The organism is Rhizobium sp. BK619 (assembly GCF_014195245.1).
Lineage (GTDB): Bacteria > Pseudomonadota > Alphaproteobacteria > Rhizobiales > Rhizobiaceae > Rhizobium > Rhizobium acidisoli.
In genome coordinates, this window is the sequence record NZ_JACIBH010000005.1 from 204,745 (window position 1) to 223,460 (window position 18,716).

The 18,716-nt window shown below is 61.2% G+C and carries 15 protein-coding genes and 1 riboswitch; of the genes, 7 read left to right on the plus strand and 8 right to left on the minus strand.

What is annotated here, in order from left to right:
• Positions 1-60: 60 nt before the first annotated feature.
• Positions 61-810, plus strand: coding sequence for a phosphoglycerate mutase family protein (locus FHX14_RS11295; protein WP_184377153.1), 750 nt, complete (start codon positions 61-63; stop codon positions 808-810).
• A 24-nt stretch (positions 811-834) separates the two neighbouring features.
• On the opposite strand, the gene FHX14_RS11300 is transcribed toward FHX14_RS11295, so the two are convergent.
• Entirely contained in the window at positions 835-1,425 is a 591-nt protein-coding gene (locus FHX14_RS11300) for a hypothetical protein (protein WP_246713378.1), read from the minus strand.
• 160 nt (positions 1,426-1,585) lie between these two features.
• The gene (locus tag FHX14_RS11305) at positions 1,586-3,025 is read right to left on the minus strand and encodes an FAD-binding oxidoreductase (protein WP_184377154.1); all 1,440 of its coding nucleotides are present in this window, start codon (positions 3,023-3,025) and stop codon (positions 1,586-1,588) included.
• 216 nt (positions 3,026-3,241) lie between these two features.
• Between FHX14_RS11305 and FHX14_RS11310 the strand changes: the two genes are divergently transcribed.
• On the plus strand, positions 3,242-5,554 hold the full coding sequence (locus FHX14_RS11310; protein WP_116406126.1) for an NADP-dependent malic enzyme: 2,313 nt from the start codon (positions 3,242-3,244) through the stop codon (positions 5,552-5,554).
• Between the two features lie 17 nt (positions 5,555-5,571).
• Here the strand turns inward: FHX14_RS11310 and FHX14_RS11315 are convergent, their stop codons facing one another.
• Positions 5,572-6,105, minus strand: a complete 534-nt coding sequence (locus FHX14_RS11315) for a ribonuclease H (RefSeq protein ID WP_184377155.1) — start codon at positions 6,103-6,105, stop codon at positions 5,572-5,574.
• A gap of 153 nt (positions 6,106-6,258) precedes the next feature.
• Here FHX14_RS11315 and FHX14_RS11320 point away from each other — a divergent pair, with 153 nt between their 5' ends.
• On the plus strand, positions 6,259-7,350 hold the full coding sequence (locus FHX14_RS11320; RefSeq protein ID WP_184377156.1) for a DUF2865 domain-containing protein: 1,092 nt from the start codon (positions 6,259-6,261) through the stop codon (positions 7,348-7,350).
• Positions 7,351-7,371: 21 nt separating this feature from the next.
• On the opposite strand, the gene bluB is transcribed toward FHX14_RS11320, so the two are convergent.
• A complete protein-coding gene (bluB, locus tag FHX14_RS11325; protein ID WP_184377157.1) occupies positions 7,372-8,061 on the minus strand; it encodes a 5,6-dimethylbenzimidazole synthase in 690 nt (229 codons plus the stop codon).
• 41 nt (positions 8,062-8,102) lie between these two features.
• Positions 8,103-8,289: riboswitch (cobalamin riboswitch) on the minus strand.
• Positions 8,290-8,460: 171 nt separating this feature from the next.
• Here bluB and FHX14_RS11330 point away from each other — a divergent pair.
• The 4 genes from FHX14_RS11330 (at position 8,461) to FHX14_RS11345 (ending at position 13,965) form a co-directional block, all read left to right on the plus strand.
• Complete coding sequence (locus tag FHX14_RS11330; protein ID WP_184377158.1) at positions 8,461-9,867, plus strand: DHA2 family efflux MFS transporter permease subunit; 1,407 nt, start codon at positions 8,461-8,463, stop codon at positions 9,865-9,867.
• A 198-nt stretch (positions 9,868-10,065) separates the two neighbouring features.
• On the plus strand, positions 10,066-11,940 hold the full coding sequence (locus tag FHX14_RS11335; protein WP_184377159.1) for a HAMP domain-containing methyl-accepting chemotaxis protein: 1,875 nt from the start codon (positions 10,066-10,068) through the stop codon (positions 11,938-11,940).
• 61 nt (positions 11,941-12,001) lie between these two features.
• Positions 12,002-12,583, plus strand: coding sequence for a hypothetical protein (locus FHX14_RS11340; protein ID WP_184377160.1), 582 nt, complete (start codon positions 12,002-12,004; stop codon positions 12,581-12,583).
• 314 nt (positions 12,584-12,897) lie between these two features.
• Entirely contained in the window at positions 12,898-13,965 is a 1,068-nt protein-coding gene (locus tag FHX14_RS11345; RefSeq protein WP_184377161.1) for a 3-deoxy-7-phosphoheptulonate synthase, read from the plus strand.
• Between the two features lie 226 nt (positions 13,966-14,191).
• On the opposite strand, the gene FHX14_RS11350 is transcribed toward FHX14_RS11345, so the two are convergent.
• The 4 genes from FHX14_RS11350 to FHX14_RS11365 all read right to left on the minus strand — a co-directional run bounded on the left by FHX14_RS11350 (position 14,192) and on the right by FHX14_RS11365 (position 18,590).
• Positions 14,192-14,758, minus strand: a complete 567-nt coding sequence (locus tag FHX14_RS11350; RefSeq protein ID WP_184377162.1) for a hypothetical protein — start codon at positions 14,756-14,758, stop codon at positions 14,192-14,194.
• A 519-nt stretch (positions 14,759-15,277) separates the two neighbouring features.
• The gene (locus tag FHX14_RS11355) at positions 15,278-15,718 is read right to left on the minus strand and encodes a hypothetical protein (protein ID WP_210301010.1); all 441 of its coding nucleotides are present in this window, start codon (positions 15,716-15,718) and stop codon (positions 15,278-15,280) included.
• Positions 15,719-16,054: 336 nt separating this feature from the next.
• Positions 16,055-16,885, minus strand: a complete 831-nt coding sequence (locus FHX14_RS11360) for a PD40 domain-containing protein (RefSeq protein ID WP_184377163.1) — start codon at positions 16,883-16,885, stop codon at positions 16,055-16,057.
• Positions 16,886-16,910: 25 nt separating this feature from the next.
• Positions 16,911-18,590, minus strand: coding sequence for an NAD+ synthase (locus FHX14_RS11365; protein WP_003586139.1), 1,680 nt, complete (start codon positions 18,588-18,590; stop codon positions 16,911-16,913).
• Positions 18,591-18,716 lie beyond the last annotated feature (126 nt).

The window sequence follows — 18,716 nt, forward strand, 5'->3', positions numbered from 1 at the left end:
CTCTCCATAAAGCGCGTTCATGATGACGGCGATTCCATATCCGACAATGCGGGATGGCTGATGCGTCTCTTTCTCGTTCGCCACGGCGAATCTCTCGGCAACCTCAACGAACAGGCCTATCGCCAATTCGGCGATCACAACGTGCCGCTGACGCAATGGGGCCATCGCCAGGCGGTGGAAGCCGGCAGCGCCATCGCCTCCTATTTGAAGGCATTGCCGGGCGCGGATTTCGGCAAGCTGCAGATCTGGTACTCGCCATTCCTCAGGACGCGGCAGAGCAAGGATGCCTTGCTGACCGCCTTGCCGGAAAGCTTCGTCGGCGAGATCCGGGAGGATTACCTGCTGCGCGAGCAGGATTTCGGTCTTTTCACCGAAATCTATGACCACGCCGAACAGAAGCAAAAATTTCCCGAAGAGTTCGAAAAATGGGCGAGACTGCGCAGCAACAGCGGCAAGTTCTACGCGCGGCCGCCGGACGGCGAGAGCCGGGCGGATGTAGCCCAGCGCGTGCGCCTCTTCCTCCAGACCGTCATGCGCGACGCCGAAAACAGCAGCCACAACGTGGTGATCGTCGGCCATGGCGTCACCAACCGGGCCGTCGAAATGAATTTTCTGCACCGCCCCGTCGAGTGGTTCGAGCGTTCCGACAACCCGGGAAATGCCGATATCACCCTGATCGAGGGGACTCGCCTGCAAGGATACGCGTCGATCCTGCTGCACCAGGCCGCCGACCGGCAGCCGGGACAGGAAAATGAACTGCGCGAGGCCTATGGCGCCGACGTGAGGATCACGCCGAAGCCTGGCAGATAGGTCTTCCCTTCTCCCGGCAAATTCTTAACGCCCTCCCCAATTTCGGCCCCGGATCTCCTGGAGTCCGCGTTGCAGCACATAGGGGAATTCGTCCCGCGTGACGCCCCAGCCAACGGCGTCCTGTAGCTTGGAAAGAATGAGTTCCACTTTGGCGTAAGCATAGTTGCAGGCGGCGGTGTTTGGCCGCTGGAAATACTCCATGTCTGAGAGGCAATCAATCATATCGTAGTCGGGTCCAAATCGCTTCAACGAGCTTGAAACGTCGTCGACCATCGCATCGATATGCGGTTTTGCGGGGCGTTCGAACCGAAGAGGAGATTTGTCGCCTATGACGTCTTCGACAATTGAACGAACGGCAGCGCTATCTGAGATTTCGATCTTGGGAAGATGGGCTTGGCCCTGTGCGAGGATAATCACCATGGCGCTGGTGCGGCAAGCGGGATGATCGATATTGTCCAAAAGCTTGATAGCCGTTGCGCATCTAAAGAAGGCCTCCCGCTCTGGCGAAAGCTTTTTAACCGCATCGCTCACCCCCCGATTTTCGTCTGCCGCCACGGCATTTGTGACGACAAGAACTATTGAGAGAAAGGCGATGAAAACGGATCGCTGATTCATGCGGAATATTCACCAACCTATCCAAACCCCAATCCCCTTTTATCGCAAATCAACCATCGGAACGCTACTGAAGCCGCATGCGCGGAGGACTTTCAAACTCTTTGATTCCACGACGTCACCCCGCGCCCGAGCACTGTCACTTGAGCGCGGGATGATCAGGTTAGACAGCCCGCACAGCCGCCAGCGGCTTCACATTCTGGTTCATGCGGAACAGGTTGCTCGGATCGTAACGCCGCTTGATTTCGGCAAGCCGGGCGTAGTTGGCGCCGTAGGCCATTTCCACCCTATCGGCCTCGTCCTCGGGCATGAAGTTGATATAGGCGGTACCCACAGCATGCGGCTTGGTTGCCTCGAAGAGTTCGCGCGCCCAGCCGGTGCAGCTTGCATCCATCCCGGCCTCCCGCCAGCGCGCATGCACATTCATGACGAAGTGCGAACTGCGCTGCGGAAATGCGGTGGCTTCGGTGGCAATACGGCCGGCCGCACCGCCGACATGGCCGACGAATACCTCGCATTCCGGTCCCGGCAGCTTGCGCACGGCGTTGAGCAGCACCTCGATCGTCGCATCCGAAAGCGAGGCAAAATCCTGGCTCTTCCAGTAATTGCGCGCACCTGGCGTTAGCAACGGATCAAATGCCTGCTGCCAGCCGGTGAACGGCACCGGACCAACGACATCGGCAATCGGTTTTCCGATCGCTCGCAATCTTTCCGTCGCTTTTTCTCCCGCCGCGATATCTCCACAATAGCACATGGCGAGCACCACGACCTCCTTGCCGTGCCATTCGGCCGGAAGGAACGGCAGCGGCGGCGCCTGGCGCATCACAACCCAGCAGGTCAGTTCATCGGGTGCGGCTTCCAGCGCCTGCCGATATTCCCTCAGCACTCTCTCCGCGTCAGCGAAGGGATGTACGACCAGTCCGGCAAGAACATCGGAATGCAGCGGGTTGAGCTGGAACTCAAAGGAGGTGACGACGCCGAAATTGCCGCCGCCGCCGCGCAAGGCCCAGAAGAGGTCCGGCCTTTCCGTCTCGCTCGCCTTGACCAGCTCGCCATCGGCCGTCACTACATCGACCGAGACCAGATTGTCGATCGTCAGCCCGAATTTGCGGGTCAGCCAGCCAAAGCCGCCGCCAAGCGTCAGGCCGGCGATGCCGGTGGTGGAATTGATCCCGGTCGGCAGCACCAGCCCGAAGGTCAGCGTTTCCTGGTCGACATCGGCAAGCGTTGCACCGGGCTCGATCCGGGCGCGGCGCGTCTCAGGGTCGACCCGCACCGATTTCATCGCCGACAGGTCGATGACGACGCCGCCCTCGCAGACGGCGTTGCCGGCAATGCCGTGCCCACCGCCGCGCACCGAAACGAGCAGATCGTTGTCGCGAGCAAACTTTACCGCGCGCACGACATCGGCAGCACCGGCGCAACGCGCGATAAGCCCGGGCCGCCGGTCGATCATCGCATTCCAGATCGCCCGGGCCTCGTTGTAATCCATATCCTTGCTTGTCAGGAGCTTGCCGCGAAAACCGGCGGCAAACGCATCGATGGCCACATCATTGACCATCGTCTGCCCCTTTTGCAGGGTCGTCAGGTTCAAATTGTCCATGATTTCCTCCATGCGACCGGCGCCCCGCACCGTCGCGGCGGCATATTGCGCCTGCGGTGATCACCAAACAAGTTTTCCAAAAGGATTAGCTAATTGCCGCTGCAGCCACCGGAAGCCCGCCTCGCGAAAACTTCTCCCATCCCCCATTTCCATACTGTCGCCCGTATCCGATTGATGTATGGAGGAACTTCAAAAAAGACGTGCACGGAGGCGGCAATGGATCACCAGGAAAAATCCAAGACGGAAAAGAACCTGACAAGCGGCGATCTCGACGAGCAGGCGCTGTTCTTCCACCGCTATCCCCGCCCCGGCAAGCTGGAAATCCAGGCAACCAAGCCGCTCGGCAACCAGCGCGACCTGGCGCTCGCCTATTCGCCCGGCGTCGCCGCCCCCTGCCTTGCGATCCGCGACAATCCCGAGATGGCGGCCGAATATACCTCTCGCGCCAATCTCGTCGCCGTCATCTCCAACGGCACCGCCGTGCTCGGCCTCGGCAATATCGGTCCGCTGGCGTCAAAACCGGTCATGGAGGGCAAGGCGGTGCTCTTCAAGAAATTCGCCGGCATCGACGTCTTCGATATCGAGATCGACGCGGCAAGTGTCGACCAGATGGTCTCGACCGTCAGCTCGCTGGAGCCGACCTTCGGCGGCATCAACCTCGAGGACATCAAGGCGCCCGAATGCTTCGAAGTCGAGCGGCGCCTGCGCGAAAAGATGAAGATCCCGGTCTTCCACGACGACCAGCACGGCACGGCGATCATCGTCGCGGCCGCGATCCTGAACGGACTGGAACTCGCCGGCAAGGCGATCGAGAACGTCAAGATCGTCGCCTCAGGCGCCGGGGCCGCCGCCCTTGCCTGCCTCAACCTGCTTGTCATTCTCGGGGCAAAACGCGAAAACATCTGGGTCCACGATCTCGAAGGCCTCGTTTATGAGGGCCGCACCGAGCTGATGGACGAATGGAAATCCGTCTACGCTCAGAAGAGCGACACCCGCACGCTCGCCGAAAATATCGGCGGCGCCGACGTTTTCCTCGGCCTGTCCGCCGCCGGCGTGCTCAAGCCCGAACTGCTGGCGCAGATGGCCGACAAGCCGCTGATCATGGCGCTCGCCAATCCGACACCAGAAATCATGCCCGACCTCGCCCGCGCCGCCCGTCCCGACGCGATGATCTGCACCGGCCGCTCGGATTTCGCCAATCAGGTCAACAACGTCCTCTGCTTCCCCTATATCTTCCGCGGCGCGCTCGATTGCGGCGCCGAGACGATCAATGAGGAAATGAAGATGGCGGCCGTGCGCGCCATCGCCGCCCTTGCCCGCGAAGAGCCGTCCGATGTCGCCGCCCGCGCCTATTCCGGCGAAACCCCGGTCTTCGGCCCGGATTACCTGATCCCCTCGCCCTTCGATCCGCGCCTCATCCTGCGCATCGCGCCTGCAGTCGCCAAGGCTGCCGAACAGAGCGGCGTGGCGCGCCGCCCGATCCAGGATTTCGACGCCTATCTCGATCAGTTGAACCGCTTCGTCTTCCGCTCCGGCTTCGTCATGAAGCCAATCTTCACCGCGGCCAAGGCCGCCGAGCGTAAGCGCGTCATCTTCTCCGAAGGCGAGGACGAACGCGTGCTGCGCGCCGCCCAGGTGCTGCTGGAGGAAGGTCTTGCCGACCCCATCCTCATCGGCCGCCCGCAGGTCATCGAGACGCGCCTGAAGCGCTACGGCCTGCGCATCCGGCCGCTGCAGGATTTCGAGGTCATCAATCCGGAAGACGATCCGCGCTTCCGCGAATATGTCGATCTCTATTTCTCCCTCGTCGGCCGCCGCGGCGTCATCCCGGAGGCCGCCCGCACCATCGTGCGTACCAATACCACCGTCATCGGCGCGCTGGCGCTGAGGCGCGGCGAGGCCGATGCGCTGATCTGCGGTCTGGAAGGCCGCTATGAAAAGCATCTGCGCGATGTCCGCCAGATCATCGGCAAGCGCAAGAATGTCCGCGATTTCTCAGCCCTCAGCCTGATGATCTCGCAGCGCGGCGCCACCTTCTTCACCGACACCTACGTCACCTTCAATCCCAGCGCCGAGGAAGTTGCCGAGGCAACGGTGCTGGCGGCCGAAGAAATCCGCCGTTTCGGCATCACCCCGCGCGCTGCCCTCGTCTCGCACTCCAACTTCGGCTCTCGCGAATCCGAAAGCGCCACGAAGATGCGCAACGCCCTGCAGCTGGTGCGCGAGACCGCCCCAGATCTCGAGGTCGACGGCGAAATGCATGGCGAAAGCGCCATCACCGAGGCACTGCGCAAGCGCGTCATGCCGGATACGACGCTGCACGACGAGGCGAACCTGCTGGTCTTCCCGAACCTCGACGCCGCCAACATCACGCTCGGCGTCGTCAAGTCGATGACCGACGGCCTGCATGTCGGCCCGATCCTGCTCGGCACCGCCCTGCCCGCCCACATCCTGGCGCCTTCGGTCACCTCCCGCGGCGTCGTCAACATGGCCGCCCTCGCCGTGGTCGAGGCATCGCAGCCGGCGTAAGCCGGTTGCCGGCAATGTCAGCCACCGGCTATCGACAGGCGGCCTTGATCTGCGAGCGCATCCGCGCGCTCATTGCCGGTAATACCCGAATGCCCCTTGCACCAGGCAATGGTCACCAGGGCATTTCGGGACAGCTGAAGATCGACGGCTTTCCAGAGGTCCGCATTGTCGATCGTTCGCCTTCGTCCATTCCCGTTCGGACTGCTCTTCTTCCAGCCGTTATTCTTCCAGATATGTCGCCGGCTGTTGCAGCCTTTGACGGCATAGATGGAATCGGACCAGATGATCGCGGCTTCGCCCGCTGTTTGGCTATTGATCCACATGGCTGCCCTGAGAACAGCGGTCAATTCCATGGAATTATTGCTGGAGTCTTCAGCGCCACCGAGGCCGGAGGCGATCTCCACCGCATCGCGATAAGCGACAAACGACCAGCCTCCATGCCCGGAACCGGGCTCATAACAACCGTCCGCGAAGACGTGCAGCCCCTGCTGGGATTCCGCTACGCCTGATGCCGGTGCGGATGATCTGATCTCGTCGCGAATGCCTGTCATTTTCACCGGGTCTCGGGCGATTGCTGGATAAGATCGCGTAAATACGCTAGGATTTTCTTTGAGCTTATTAAGAGAAATAGATTAAGAGGAAACGCGCGGCGAGGTGACGTCGCATTCGCCCCACCGACCGTTTGCTCATTCCGGGACGACGCCGTGAAACGCCGAAACCTGTCTCTTGCCCTCCTCCTCGCCTTCGCAGCGCCCGCCGCTGCGCAGACCAGCGCGATCTGCGAGGATTTGCGCGGCCGTCTCGCCGACCTGCCGCGATCGATCGGCAATAGCAACGGCCCGGAAGCCCGGCAATATTCCAGCGCCATGGCCGAGCAGAACCTCGAGCTGCGCAAGGTTCGCAACGACCTGCGCAGTTACGGCTGCACCTCAGGCAGCATGGTGGTGATCGGCGGCGAAAATGCCGATTATTGCGCCGAGCTCTCGCAAGCCGAAACCCGGATGATCGACAATATCGGCTATCTCCAGGACCGCCGTAACGAGCTGGCCGGCCGGAACGGCGGCGATGACGCCCGCCGCGAACTGATGGCCGCGCTCGACCAGAACGGCTGCAACAGCGAAAATTTCTACGCACCCTCCGAGCGCAGCGCCAACGACCCCGCCCCGAGCATCGAGGAACAGGCGATGCGCTCCGATACCTTCATACCGCTCGGCGGCGGCCAGGAGGCCGATCCGCGTTACGGTCTGCCGCGGGCCGACATGCTCTCGCCGGTCAGCACCATCTGCGTGCGCAGCTGCGACGGCGGCTTCTTCCCGATCAGCTCGAACGCCACGTCGGTCGATTTCGGCCGCGATGCGCAGACTTGCGCCAAGATGTGCCCCGGCATCGAGACCCAGCTATTCTATCGCGACGTGACGAGCACGGAAGCCTCGAACATGATCTCGGTCGCAACCGGCACGCCCTACAGCGCCATGAAGAACGCCTTCGCCTACAAAAGCCGCGCGCCCGGCGAGAAAAACGCCTGCGCCTGCAATCTCACCGCCTATTACGACGAGATGCGCGGCAAGCAGGCGGTAAGCCAGCCGCCGCAGCAGGGATCGATCACCACCATCCGCACCAATCCGCCGGTGAAGGATACAGCCGCCGCCGCCGCGCCACAGCCATCGATTCCGGAGCGTCCCTACGACCCCACGCAGAACAAGGTCCGCCAGGTCGGCCCGCAATTCCTCGCCGGCGACCAGGGCTCGATCGACCTTGCCAATCCTGCCGCACCTGGCCCCCAACCGCAGCAGTAGCAGCCACAGCAGCAGTGATCGCTACCTCTCGCTCCTTCCCCAGCCATCGTGGAAGACGAGTTCCTCGAGCGGCAGCCGCTGCCGCCAGCCTTTGACCGAGAGTTCCGGCTGGTCATAGAGCCGGTCGACGAAACCGGCGCAGAGCCAGGCAACCACCTCGATATGCTCGGGGATGCCGAGAATGGTCTTCAAGTCGGCTTCGTGAAAGATGCTCACCCAGCCAATGCCGACCCCTTCGGCGCGGGCCGCCAGCCAGAGATTCTGAATGGCGCAGACTGTGGAATAGCTGTCCATCCGCGGATTGTGCGTGCGCCCCAGCACCACGCTGCCGCCGCGGGTAGGATCGCAGGTCACGCAGATGCCGAGCGGCGCCTCCACGATGCCTTCGAGCTTGAGAGACCGATAGGCCTGCCGCCGCTCGCCCTCAAACATCAATGCCGCTTCCTCATTGGCCTTGGCAAAGGCATCCCGGATTCGGGCTCGCACCGTTTGACTTTTCACCAGGATGAAATTCCACGGCTGCATGAAGCCGACGGAGGGTGCGTGATGGGCGGCCGTCAGCAGCCGTTCCACCACGTCGTCGGGCAAGGGCTCGGGCAGGAACTGGCTGCGAACGTCGCGCCGCGTCATGATCGCATGATAAACGGCCTCGCGTTCGGCCGAGGAAAAACCGGACGCCGCAGACAGGGCATCCTCATCAAAGGGTCGCATCGTCAAATCCCCAACAACGCAACCGCCCGCCGTCCGCGCGGGTTGGGTCTATCTTGCCAGGCCGGTCTTCTGACTTGGCGTCACCCGTCTGCCGCAGCCTTCCCGGCGGAAGCCAGTGGCATGATGAGCGGCATACGTCGGCCTTACAGCGTTGGGCACGTTCCGGTCTTGCACCGGATTCCCGATTCTCCCGCTTGAAAAGCGGGCACCTGACGGCGCATCTATTTCAGCAAACCCGCCCTGCCGCAAGCGGCCTCATGCCGCATTCTCCCGTATGTGACATCGATCGCGTGGACAGCCGCGCATCGCTGCCGTAGAAACGAACCGATCCCAACCGACGCCCGTTGCGCCGCAATATTCCTCTTTGCACCCCGGTTGCCCGTGCCCCGCCTGACACCCATGATCCTTGCGGTCGCCCTGTTCATGGAACAGATGGATTCGACCGTCATCGCCACCAGCCTGCCGGCGATCGCCGCCGATATCGGCACCTCGCCGATCGCGCTGAAGCTTGCCATCACCAGCTATCTGGTGGCGCTGGCGATCTTCATTCCGATCAGCGGCTGGATGTCGGATCGTTTCGGCGCACGCAACATCTTCCGCATGGCGATCTTCGTCTTCATGATCGGCTCGGTCGCCTGCGCCTTTTCCAATTCGATCGCGGCCTTCGTCGTCGCGCGCCTGATCCAGGGCGCCGGCGGCTCGATGATGACGCCGGTCAGCCGCCTGCTGCTGGTTCGGGGAACGCCGCGCCACGAACTCGTCGATGCCATGGCCTGGCTCACCATTCCCGCGCTGATCGGCCCGATCATGGGGCCGCCGATCGGTGGTTTCCTCACCACCTATCTCAGCTGGCACTGGATCTTCTGGATCAATGTCCCGATCGGCGTGCTCGGCATCATCCTCGTCACGCGTTTCCTGCCGACGGTCGAACCGCGCAGTCCGCGGCCGATGGATTTTCCGGGCTTCTTCCTTTGCGGCATCGGCTTTTCCGGCTTCGTCTTCGGCCTTTCGGTGATCAGCCTGCCGGCCGTACCCGTCATCTACGGCTATGTCACGGTGGCCGTCGGCATCCTTGCCGGCCTCCTCTATCTCCTGCATGCCCGCCGCGCGCCTTATCCGCTGCTCGATCCCAAAATGTTCCGCTACCCGATGTTCCGGGCGGCGATCCTCGGCGCCTCGAATTTTCGCATGGGGCTCGGCGCCCTGCCCTTCCTGATGCCGCTGATGCTGCAGCTCGGCTTCGGCCTGACGCCGCTGCAATCGGGCTCAGTCACCTTCGTCAGCGCGCTCGGCTCCATGGGGTCGAAATTTGCCGCCTCGCGCACCTTCAATGCCTTCGGCTTCCGTACCGTCATATCGATCACCACCTTGCTGGCGGCAATCTGCCTCGGCCTCAACGGCTTCTTCACCGCTGAAACGCCGCTGCCGCTGATCATGGCCTGCCTGCTGATCGGCGGCCTTTTCCGCTCCATGGCCTTTTCGGGCGTCAACGCCATGGCCTTCGGCGATGTCGATGATGCCGACAGCAGCCAGGCGACCGCGATCAACGCCGTTGCCCAGCGTATCTCCATGGCGATGGGCGTGGCGATCGCCGGCGGCATCCTCGAAATTTCGAGCAGTCTTCATGGCGGCAGGCTGCTGGTTGCGGATTTCCACATCGCCTTTTTCAGCGTCTCGGCGATTTCGGCTCTGGCCTGCATCACCTTCCTGCGCCTGCCGCGCGATGCCGGCGCCGAATTGACGACGCGCCGCCGCAAGCACCACCAGCCCGAGCCTGAAGAGGCGATCGCGGAAAACAGCCCTTAATCGGACAGGTCGCCGCTCCGGTATCCCATTCTACTTTATGATTTATTCACACATCAAAGACACACTGCGTCTGCGCGTTTTGGGTCGCTATCAGGACATGGGCATGAGCGCTCGTGATGTGACCGCCGGCGTGGATGCCCGTGTTGATACGCCGGTCGGGAACAGATCCGACTGAGCCGCAATTCCAGGCCCCGCGGAATGTTCCAATTTTTGAAGACGATGCCTCTGACAGCCAAGCTGGCGGCGATTATCGTGACCGTCAACCTTTGCGGCATCTCCGCCTTTGCCACCTACACCTGGATGTACGAAACCAAGGCGTTGATCGATGGCGCCAAGGCCAACTGGTCCAAAGATGCGGAGCAGTTTGCGTCTCTGGCCGCCGGCGGCGTGAAATGGGGCAAGGCGAATGCTGTGCGCGAGGCCTATTCGCTCTATCGCGACGACCCCTCGCTTGATCTTGTGCAGTTTGCCGCCTTCAACGCCGAACCTGCTGCCGTCGATACGTGGACACGCGACGGCATCAGCGGTTTGCCGGCACCCGCCGATCTGGCAAAGAGCCTCAGCGCCAAGCCCGAGAAAACGACGATCGATGACAGCGGAATATCTGCTGGCGTCGTCACGATCATTGCGCCGCTTCCGCTGGATAAATCGGGCAAGGCGACCGGTTACGTCGTCACTAACTGGTCGGTCGAAAAAATCGCTGCCGAAGTCAAGCAGAAGGTCCTGATTTCGCTGCTGACGCAGTTCGTCATCACCGCCCTCGCCGTTGTCGCCTTCCTTCTCGCCATGCGCAGCCTCGTCGGCCGCCCCCTCCGGGTACTCAGCGAACGGATCAGCGCGCTACAGAAGGGCGATCTGGCCTCTCCCGTCACCTATAGGGAAAATGGCGACGAGATCGGTTTTCTCGCACGTGCCTTGGAAGTTTTCCGCAACGAGGCGATTGCCAAGGTCGAAAGAGAGCAGGCCGCGGCCGAGCAGAGCGCCTCATTCGACGCTGAACGGGCGCGCAACGCATCCTTGACGGAGGAAGCCAGCAACGCTCAGCGGCTGGTCATGATAGCGCTCGCAAATGAATTGGAAAAGCTCGCCGCCGGCGACTTCTCGATCCACCTCGCCGATCTCGGCCCCGAATTCGATAAACTGCGGCAGGATTTCAACCGCATGGTTGAAGCGGTCGCAGCAGCGCTGACCGAGATCAAGACCGCTTCCGTCGCCGTTGAAGGCGGGTCAAGCGAGCTGGCCTCCTCCGCCGATCAGCTCGCCAAGCGGACCGAGCAACAGGCAGCAGCCTTGGAACAGACCGCCGCCGCACTGGACGAGGTGACCACCACGGTGAGAACGTCGTCGCAACGGGCCGAGAGTGCCGGGAAGCTGGTCGAAGAAACAAAGCGCAGCGCCCATGTCTCGGCGACTGTCGTTCGTGATGCGATCGGAGCGATGGACCGGATCCAGACCTCGTCGAGCCAGATCGGCCGGATCATCGGCGTCATCGATGAAATCGCCTTCCAGACGAACCTGCTGGCGCTGAACGCCGGCGTCGAGGCGGCGCGCGCCGGCGAAGCCGGCAAAGGGTTTGCGGTCGTCGCGCAGGAAGTGCGCGAACTCGCCCAACGGTCCGCCAATGCGGCAAAGGAAATCAAGAACCTGATCAGCGTCTCCGGCCAGGAAGTGGCAGCCGGCGTCGGGCTTGTGAACGAAACCGGCGATGCCCTCTTGAAGATCGAGGAGCAGATTAACCGCATCAGCGACAGCATTGCTTCGATCGTCCAGTCCTATCGCGAACAGGCGACCGGCCTGCAGGAAATCAATGGCGCCATCAATCAGATGGATCAGGCCACACAGCAGAACGCGGCCATGGTCGAAGAGACCAACGCGGCATGCCAGGAGCTGCGCACACAGGGACGCCTTCTGCAGGATTCGGCCGGCAGGTTCACTGTCGCAGCCTCCGCCGCCAGCCAGCCCAAAGCTACTCAACCCGTTCGTCAATCCCGCCCGGAACAGAGAGTCTTTTCGCAGCGCCATGCGGGCAACACCGCCGTCGCCGCTTCTCCCGATGCCTGGGAAGAGTTCTGACGCCAACTTCACTCGATAAGCTTTCAATCCTCAACACCCCAAAATCGGGAAGGGAACAGTTATGAAGAAAGTCGTGACCGCATTTCTTTTGGCCTGCACCGCAGTTGCCGTGCCTATGGGCGTATCCATGGCGCAGGATGCGAAACTCGCCCCGATCTCCGACTACGTGACAAGCGACATAAAGCCCTGGCTGAACGATCCGGTCGTCATCGAAGCCATCAAGGCGCAGAATGCCGCAAACGCCAATCTCGGCCAGGCCGATATCGACGCCCTCGACAAGAAGTGGCGCGCTGAGGTCGATGGTTCTGACCATTCCATGATCGACGGCGTGCTCGGCAATGCACTGTCGAAATTCCTTCAGGAAAAGAAGGCTGCCTCCAATGGCAAGATTGCCGAGATCTTCGTCATGGATGCAAAGGGGCTGAATGTCGGCCAAAGCGACCCCACCTCCGACTACTGGCAGGGCGACGAAGGCAAGTTCCAGAAATCCTTCGGCGCCGGCAAGGACGCCGTCTTCGTCGACGAGATCGAAAAGGACGAATCGACCCAGGCGCTGCAGTCGCAGGCAAGCGTCACGATTTCCGACGACAAGGGATCGCCGATCGGCGCCATCACCGTCGGGGTGAACGTCGACGCCCTCTGATCTCAGTCTGCTTCATATCGCCCAGAAGCCCCGCGCTTTTGGGCGATATGCTTTCTGCTCCCTGCGGGAAGAGTGCCACGCCCGAACTCCTGGTTTTTAAGCCGCAAATTCTGCGTGACAAAATGCTGCCGCGACGCTACATACGCCCGATGTCGACCACTTCGATCTACGCCTCGCGATTTTATTGGTACCGCTGCTCCCAGCGGATGCGGGTCTATGCGTAACTGGAGTTGACGCGACGACAACCCGAACAGCCGCTAGTCTACCTGGCGGCTTTTTTGTTCCGCACGGTATGACCAAACAGGAGCCATACCGTGTCTGATACCATTGACGATCTCCGTATCCTTGAGGTCATCCCGCTGACCAAACCCGCCGATATCATTGCGGAAATCCCCCGAACTGTTGCCGTCAGCGAGACGGTGACCAGCAACCGCCATGCGATCCATAAGATTCTCGAGGGAGAAGACGACCGCCTGATCGTCGTCATCGGCCCTTGCTCCATCCATGATCCTGCTGCGGCACGCGAATATGCCGAGCGGTTGGCGGAACAGCGGCAGCGTTTCTCCAGCGATCTCGAAATCGTCATGCGCGTCTATTTCGAAAAGCCCCGCACCACGGTCGGCTGGAAGGGCTTGATGAACGACCCGCATCTCGATGGCAGCTACCGCATCGAGGAAGGGCTTCGGATTGCCAGGCGCCTGCTGCTCGACGTCAATGCGATGGGCCTGCCCGCCGGCGTCGAATTCCTCGACACGATCACGCCGCAATACATTGCCGATCTGGTGAGCTGGGGCGCGATCGGCGCGCGCACAACCGAAAGCCAGATCCACCGGCAGCTCGCCTCCGGCCTTTCCTGCCCGATCGGTTTCAAGAACGGCACCGACGGCGGCGCACGCGTGGCACTCGACGCCATCCTTGCCGCCTCGCAGCCGCATCACTTCCCGGCCGTCACCAAGGACGGACAGGCTGGCATCGCCTCGACGACCGGCAATGAGGACTGCCACATCATTCTGCGCGGCGGCAAACAGCCGAACTACGAAGCGGCCGATGTCGAAGCGGTCACGGCCGAGGCCGTCAAGCTCGGCCTGACCCCGCGCATCCTCATCGACGCCAGCCATGCCAACAGCGGCAAGGATCCGATGAACCAGCCGCGCGTCGTCAAATCCGTGGCCGCGCAGATCGCCGCCGGAAACCATCACATCAAGGGCATGATGATCGAGAGCAACCTCGTCGCCGGCCGCCAGGATCTCGTGCCCGGCAAACCGCTGGTCTACGGCCAGTCCATCACCGACGGCTGCATCGACTGGGACATGTCGGTGGCGACCCTGGAAGACCTGGCGCAATCCGCCCGCGCCCGGCGCAAGGCCGCCATCGCAGCCTGATAGACAGCATCAAGCGCGGCGGGCAGACACCCGCCGCCCAACAGGGCGGTGGGGGTCAACCCGGTTATCTCACGGCTACGCCTACCGGACTTCATAACTCACGCGCCCGGATGATCGATTCAAGTTCCGATTTGAAAGCTGCTACGAGCAACCTGGGCTTACCAACCCGCCGCCACGCCGCTATGGGTGGAGCACTGGGCCACCAGCACGCGGAATAGGAGCAAATTTAAAAGAGCAGCGATGGATTCACTGAATCGGGCTCGTGTTCAGTCGCGACCCTGTAATAGGTACGCATGTCGTCGCGCTCTTTTTCGTAAGTCCACTTCAAGCCCCATCTGCATTCTTCCGTCATGCACTTACGGCTCTTCGATTCGAACATATCGAGTTGAAATGCCTCGCCATTGATTTCGCCCGTAATCGAGCCGGTTTTCCCCTTGTCCTTCGATATGAGTTCAAACGCCCCTGCTCGACCATCCAGACAGTAGATCTTCCCGCGATAGGTTCGCTCGCCGGTCTCCAGCTTCCAGAAATTTGTCTTCACCTGCGATACGCTGTAGCGACCCTTGCATTGCTGCCTTTCGGCCGAGCCGATCTCGATCGTTCCCCCCATCTCCTCACTCTCGTTACTTGCGATCACCTTTCCGAGCACCGGAGTACCCGTTGCGAGGTAGCTTCCCTCGACACCACGGACAAAAAGATATGAACATCCTGCGAGCGTAAAACCCATTGCCACCACGGAGCCGGCGATCGTGAAACCACGCAGCGTCCACGCACATCTCAAGACAGCCAGCAAGTCTATACCTCCAGGTTCATCTTCATGTTTGCGGATATCAAAAGAGCGAGTTGGAGCAGGGGGCGGCCAGTCGTTACCAGCCAGAATAGCACTGATATTCAGGTCACGATATTTCCCCACAATTAGGAAGATGAATAAATGCCACAGCTCATCTTGAAATAGAATACTCCGTCCGCTTCGGCGAGTTACACGGACCTGGGGCCTTTGTTGCGACGTTCCCCTGGATGTGCCTAGTTGCACTTTTCGGCCCTGACGAGGCTTATACTGGTGACCACATCACTTACCAAAACGGCATGATGACATGGTGGGGATTGCTGGAGACGCTCAAATTCCTCGCAGTGACAGCTGTATTCGGCTTTGCTGCTGGTGGACTGTTCTGGCTAATGGCCGCCGCTGGCGTTAAAAGACAGCCCGTTTCTTAAACGGTTCCAAGCAAAGCGCTCGAGTAGGCGGTCTCTCGATATCATCAGGAACCCACCACCCCGCCATCAATGTTGGCTCGATCGCCGGCGAGGGCTTTCACGACGTGCGCCTGTGCAGGCACTTAGAGGCGACGACCATATTATAAGCGGTCACGGTTCGGATAGAGTCGAGATATTCATTCTCGTCATAAACGACGTCACTTAAAAACAGGAGCGCAATCTTGTCCTGTGACTGGAGCATAAGCTCCTCTTCCGGCGAAAGCGGCAGGTCATCGAAAAAGCTCATGGCATTATAGTTCCTGAAGTACGTCTCGTTACCGCAAGCATATCTCATATCGTGCTGAATATAGAATTTGGCGATGGGAACCGCCATCTGATTTAAAGCCTGAGACTCTTGGTATTTTCCGAACAACCGCAGATACTCCACCGGAAACGCGGCAAAGAATAAAATAGGACAGCAGGTTATGATGGCTAATGTCCCGAACAACACGGCGCGCACGATCGATTGACTTCCTTTAACCTCATTGGCGGGACCCATCTAGGCCCATTACCATATCAGATGGCGAAGCCCTATAGAGAACATACTGTCCCCACCGCCCCATCATTATCTGGCGCCTTGTGGCATGCTGGCGAGAGCGATTTCACACATGCCTCGACCACGACCTTGGCTTTCGCCAACGTGTTGTCACGGCGCGGAGCCGCTGCCAAGCCTGGGAAGCAAAGGATCAGGACAAGAATTATCTGCGGGCGCAGCCGTGTGGCTAATGTTGAAGGCATCTTCGCGTCTCTTCAGGGCGCGGCCAATGCCTGTTCCAGTAGAGTTGCGTCAGGCTAAAGGCCACCACCACCCCATAAAAATGGCGATGCGCCGCTCTCAAGATCTCGCCGGGAAATAGCGCACGTAGGCAAACTCGTCACCATTTGGTGACCAGCAGGGCACGTTGATCGTGCCCTGCCCGCCGAACAGCTCGAACAGCGTCCTCGGATTGCCGCCATCCATGTCCATCAGCCGCAGCCGCACGTCCAGGTCGCGCGGATGGTCGAAAACCGAGGGGTCATAGGACAGGATCAGCACCTTGTCGTTCTTGGGCGATGGATGGGCGAACCAGTTGCCCTGATTGTCCGACGTCACCTGCTCCAGCCCGCTGCCATCGGGGTGGATGCGCCAGATCTGCATCAGCCCGGTGCGGCTGGAATTGAAATAGATCCATTGTCCGTCGGCCGAATAGTCCGGCCCGTCGTTGCGGCCCTCGCCATGCGTCAGCCGCGTCTCGGCGCCGCCGTCGACGGAGATCGTATAGATGTCGAAGAGGTCGTCGCGGATGCCGCAATAGGCAAGCTGGCGGCCGTCGGGCGACCAGCCGTGCCAATAGGAAGGCTGGTTCTCGGTGACCAGCCGCGGCGTGCCGCCGTCGATCGGCAGGACGTAGATCGTCGACTTGCCGAATTCGGTCTTATCGGAGATGACGATCTCGGTGCCATCGGGCGAAATGCCGTGATCATTGTTGCAGTTGACGGCAAAGCCGGTATCGACCTTGACGACTTCGCCGCCATCGAGCGGCAGCCGATAGAGCAACCCGTCGCCGTTCAAGAGCAGATAGGAACCGTCGGGCGAGAAGTTCGGCGCCTCCACCAGCTTATCCGTCTGCCAAACCTCGCGGGCGCTGCCCGTTCTGAAATTGTAGATCTCGACCGAGCTGCGCATGTTTCCTCCCTTGAATCTAGTCGCGTTAGCGATCCCGGAACCGGTTGGTGATGGGATAGCGCCGGTCGCGGCCGAAATTCTTCTTGGTGATCTTCACGCCCGGCGCCGACTGCCGGCGCTTGTATTCGGCGAGATAGAGCAGGTGCTCGATGCGATGGACGGTCACCACGTCATGGCCGCGCGCGACGATTTCTTCGACCGCCATCTCCTTCTCCACGAGGCATTCGAGAATATCGTCGAGGACGGGATAGGGCGGCAGCGAATCCTGATCTTTCTGGTCGGGACGCAGTTCCGCCGACGGCGCTTTGTCGATGATATTTTTCGGGATCACCTCGCCTGACGGCCCCAGCGCACCCGGCGGCACGTTCTCGTTGCGCCAGCGGGCCAGCGCATAGACCTGCATCTTGTAGAGGTCCTTGATCGGATTGAAGCCGCCGTTCATATCGCCGTAAAGCGTGGCGTAGCCGACCGACATTTCCGACTTATTACCCGTCGTCACCACCATCGCGCCGAACTTGTTGGAGATCGCCATCAGGATGACGCCGCGCGCCCGGCTCTGCAGGTTTTCCTCGGTGATGCCGCTGTCCGTGCCGGCGAAGAGATCGGAGAGCGCGCTGCTGAAGCCCGTCACCGGTTGCTCGATCGGCACGATGTCGTAGCGGCAGCCGAGCGCCTTGGCGCAGTCGGCCGCGTCCTTCAAAGAATCCTCCGATGTATAGCGGTAGGGCAGCATGACCGTGCGCACCCGCTCCTCGCCCAGCGCATCGACGGCGATTGCCGTGCAGATTGCCGAGTCGATGCCGCCGGACAGGCCAAGTACGACCGTCTTGAAGCCGTTCTTGTTGACGTAGTCGCGAAAGCCGAGCAGGCAGGCCCGGTAGTCGGCCTCCTCGCCTTCAGGAATATGCGCCATCGGCCCTTCGGCGCAGTGCCAGCCGGCTTCGCCGCGTTTCCATGTCGTCACCGCCAGCGCGGTCTCGAACTGGCTCATCTGGAAGGCGAGCGACTTATCGGCGTTGAAGGCGAAGCTCGCGCCGTCGAACACGAGTTCGTCCTGGCCGCCGAGCTGTGCGGCATAGACCAGCGGCAGACCGGTCTCGATCACCTGCTTCAGCACCACCTGATGGCGGATATCGACCTTGCCGCGATAATAGGGCGAACCGTTCGGCGACAGCAGGATTTCCGCCCCGCTTTCGGCCAGCGTTTCGCAGACGCCGAGCTCGCCCCAGATATCCTCGCAGATCGGAATACCGATGCGCACGCCGCGGAAATTCACCGGCCCCGGCATGGCGCCCTGGTTGAAGACGCGCTTCTCGTCGAATTCGCCGTAGTTCGGCAGATCGATCTTGTCGCGCACCGCGATCACCTTGCCGCCGTCGAGCACGGCGACGGAATTGTAACGCCCGGTCTGGTCCTGCCGGGGAAAACCGATGAGAACGCCCGGCCCGCCATCGGCAGTGTCGGCGGCAAGACTCTCCACAGCTTTCCAGCAGGCGCGGATGAAGGCCGGCTTCAGCACCAGATCTTCAGGCGGATAGCCGGAGATGAAAAGCTCGGTCAGAACGAGCAGATGCGCGCCTTCGCGCGCCGCATCGGCGCGCGCTTCGCGTGCCTTGGCGAGATTGCCGGCGACATCGCCGACCGTCGGGTTGAGCTGGCCGATAGCGATGCGGAAGATATCAGAGAGAGCGTTTTCCTGTGTCATGTCATTTATTTAGCTTGCAGCTTCCGCAACGGCAACATGTCCGCGGCGAAAGCCGCACCCTGCGATGACGAAATTTTTGTGAACGGACGCGCTACGGCCTCGCGGCATAGACACGCATTGCAATTT

What these genes read in the sequence shown, in the direction of transcription:
- FHX14_RS11295 (WP_184377153.1), top strand. Translation starts at nt 61, where the DNA reads ATGCGTCTCTTTCTCGTTCGCCACGGCGAATCTCTCGGCAACCTCAAC.
- FHX14_RS11300 (WP_246713378.1), bottom strand. Translation starts at nt 1,425, where the DNA reads ATGAATCAGCGATCCGTTTTCATCGCCTTTCTCTCAATAGTTCTTGTC.
- FHX14_RS11305 (WP_184377154.1), bottom strand. Translation starts at nt 3,025, where the DNA reads ATGGACAATTTGAACCTGACGACCCTGCAAAAGGGGCAGACGATGGTC.
- FHX14_RS11310 (WP_116406126.1), top strand. Translation starts at nt 3,242, where the DNA reads ATGGATCACCAGGAAAAATCCAAGACGGAAAAGAACCTGACAAGCGGC.
- FHX14_RS11315 (WP_184377155.1), bottom strand. Translation starts at nt 6,105, where the DNA reads ATGACAGGCATTCGCGACGAGATCAGATCATCCGCACCGGCATCAGGC.
- bluB (WP_184377157.1), bottom strand. Translation starts at nt 8,061, where the DNA reads ATGCGACCCTTTGATGAGGATGCCCTGTCTGCGGCGTCCGGTTTTTCC.
- FHX14_RS11330 (WP_184377158.1), top strand. Translation starts at nt 8,461, where the DNA reads ATGATCCTTGCGGTCGCCCTGTTCATGGAACAGATGGATTCGACCGTC.
- FHX14_RS11335 (WP_184377159.1), top strand. Translation starts at nt 10,066, where the DNA reads ATGTTCCAATTTTTGAAGACGATGCCTCTGACAGCCAAGCTGGCGGCG.
- FHX14_RS11340 (WP_184377160.1), top strand. Translation starts at nt 12,002, where the DNA reads ATGAAGAAAGTCGTGACCGCATTTCTTTTGGCCTGCACCGCAGTTGCC.
- FHX14_RS11355 (WP_210301010.1), bottom strand. Translation starts at nt 15,718, where the DNA reads ATGGGTCCCGCCAATGAGGTTAAAGGAAGTCAATCGATCGTGCGCGCC.
- FHX14_RS11360 (WP_184377163.1), bottom strand. Translation starts at nt 16,885, where the DNA reads ATGCGCAGCTCGGTCGAGATCTACAATTTCAGAACGGGCAGCGCCCGC.
- FHX14_RS11365 (WP_003586139.1), bottom strand. Translation starts at nt 18,590, where the DNA reads ATGACACAGGAAAACGCTCTCTCTGATATCTTCCGCATCGCTATCGGC.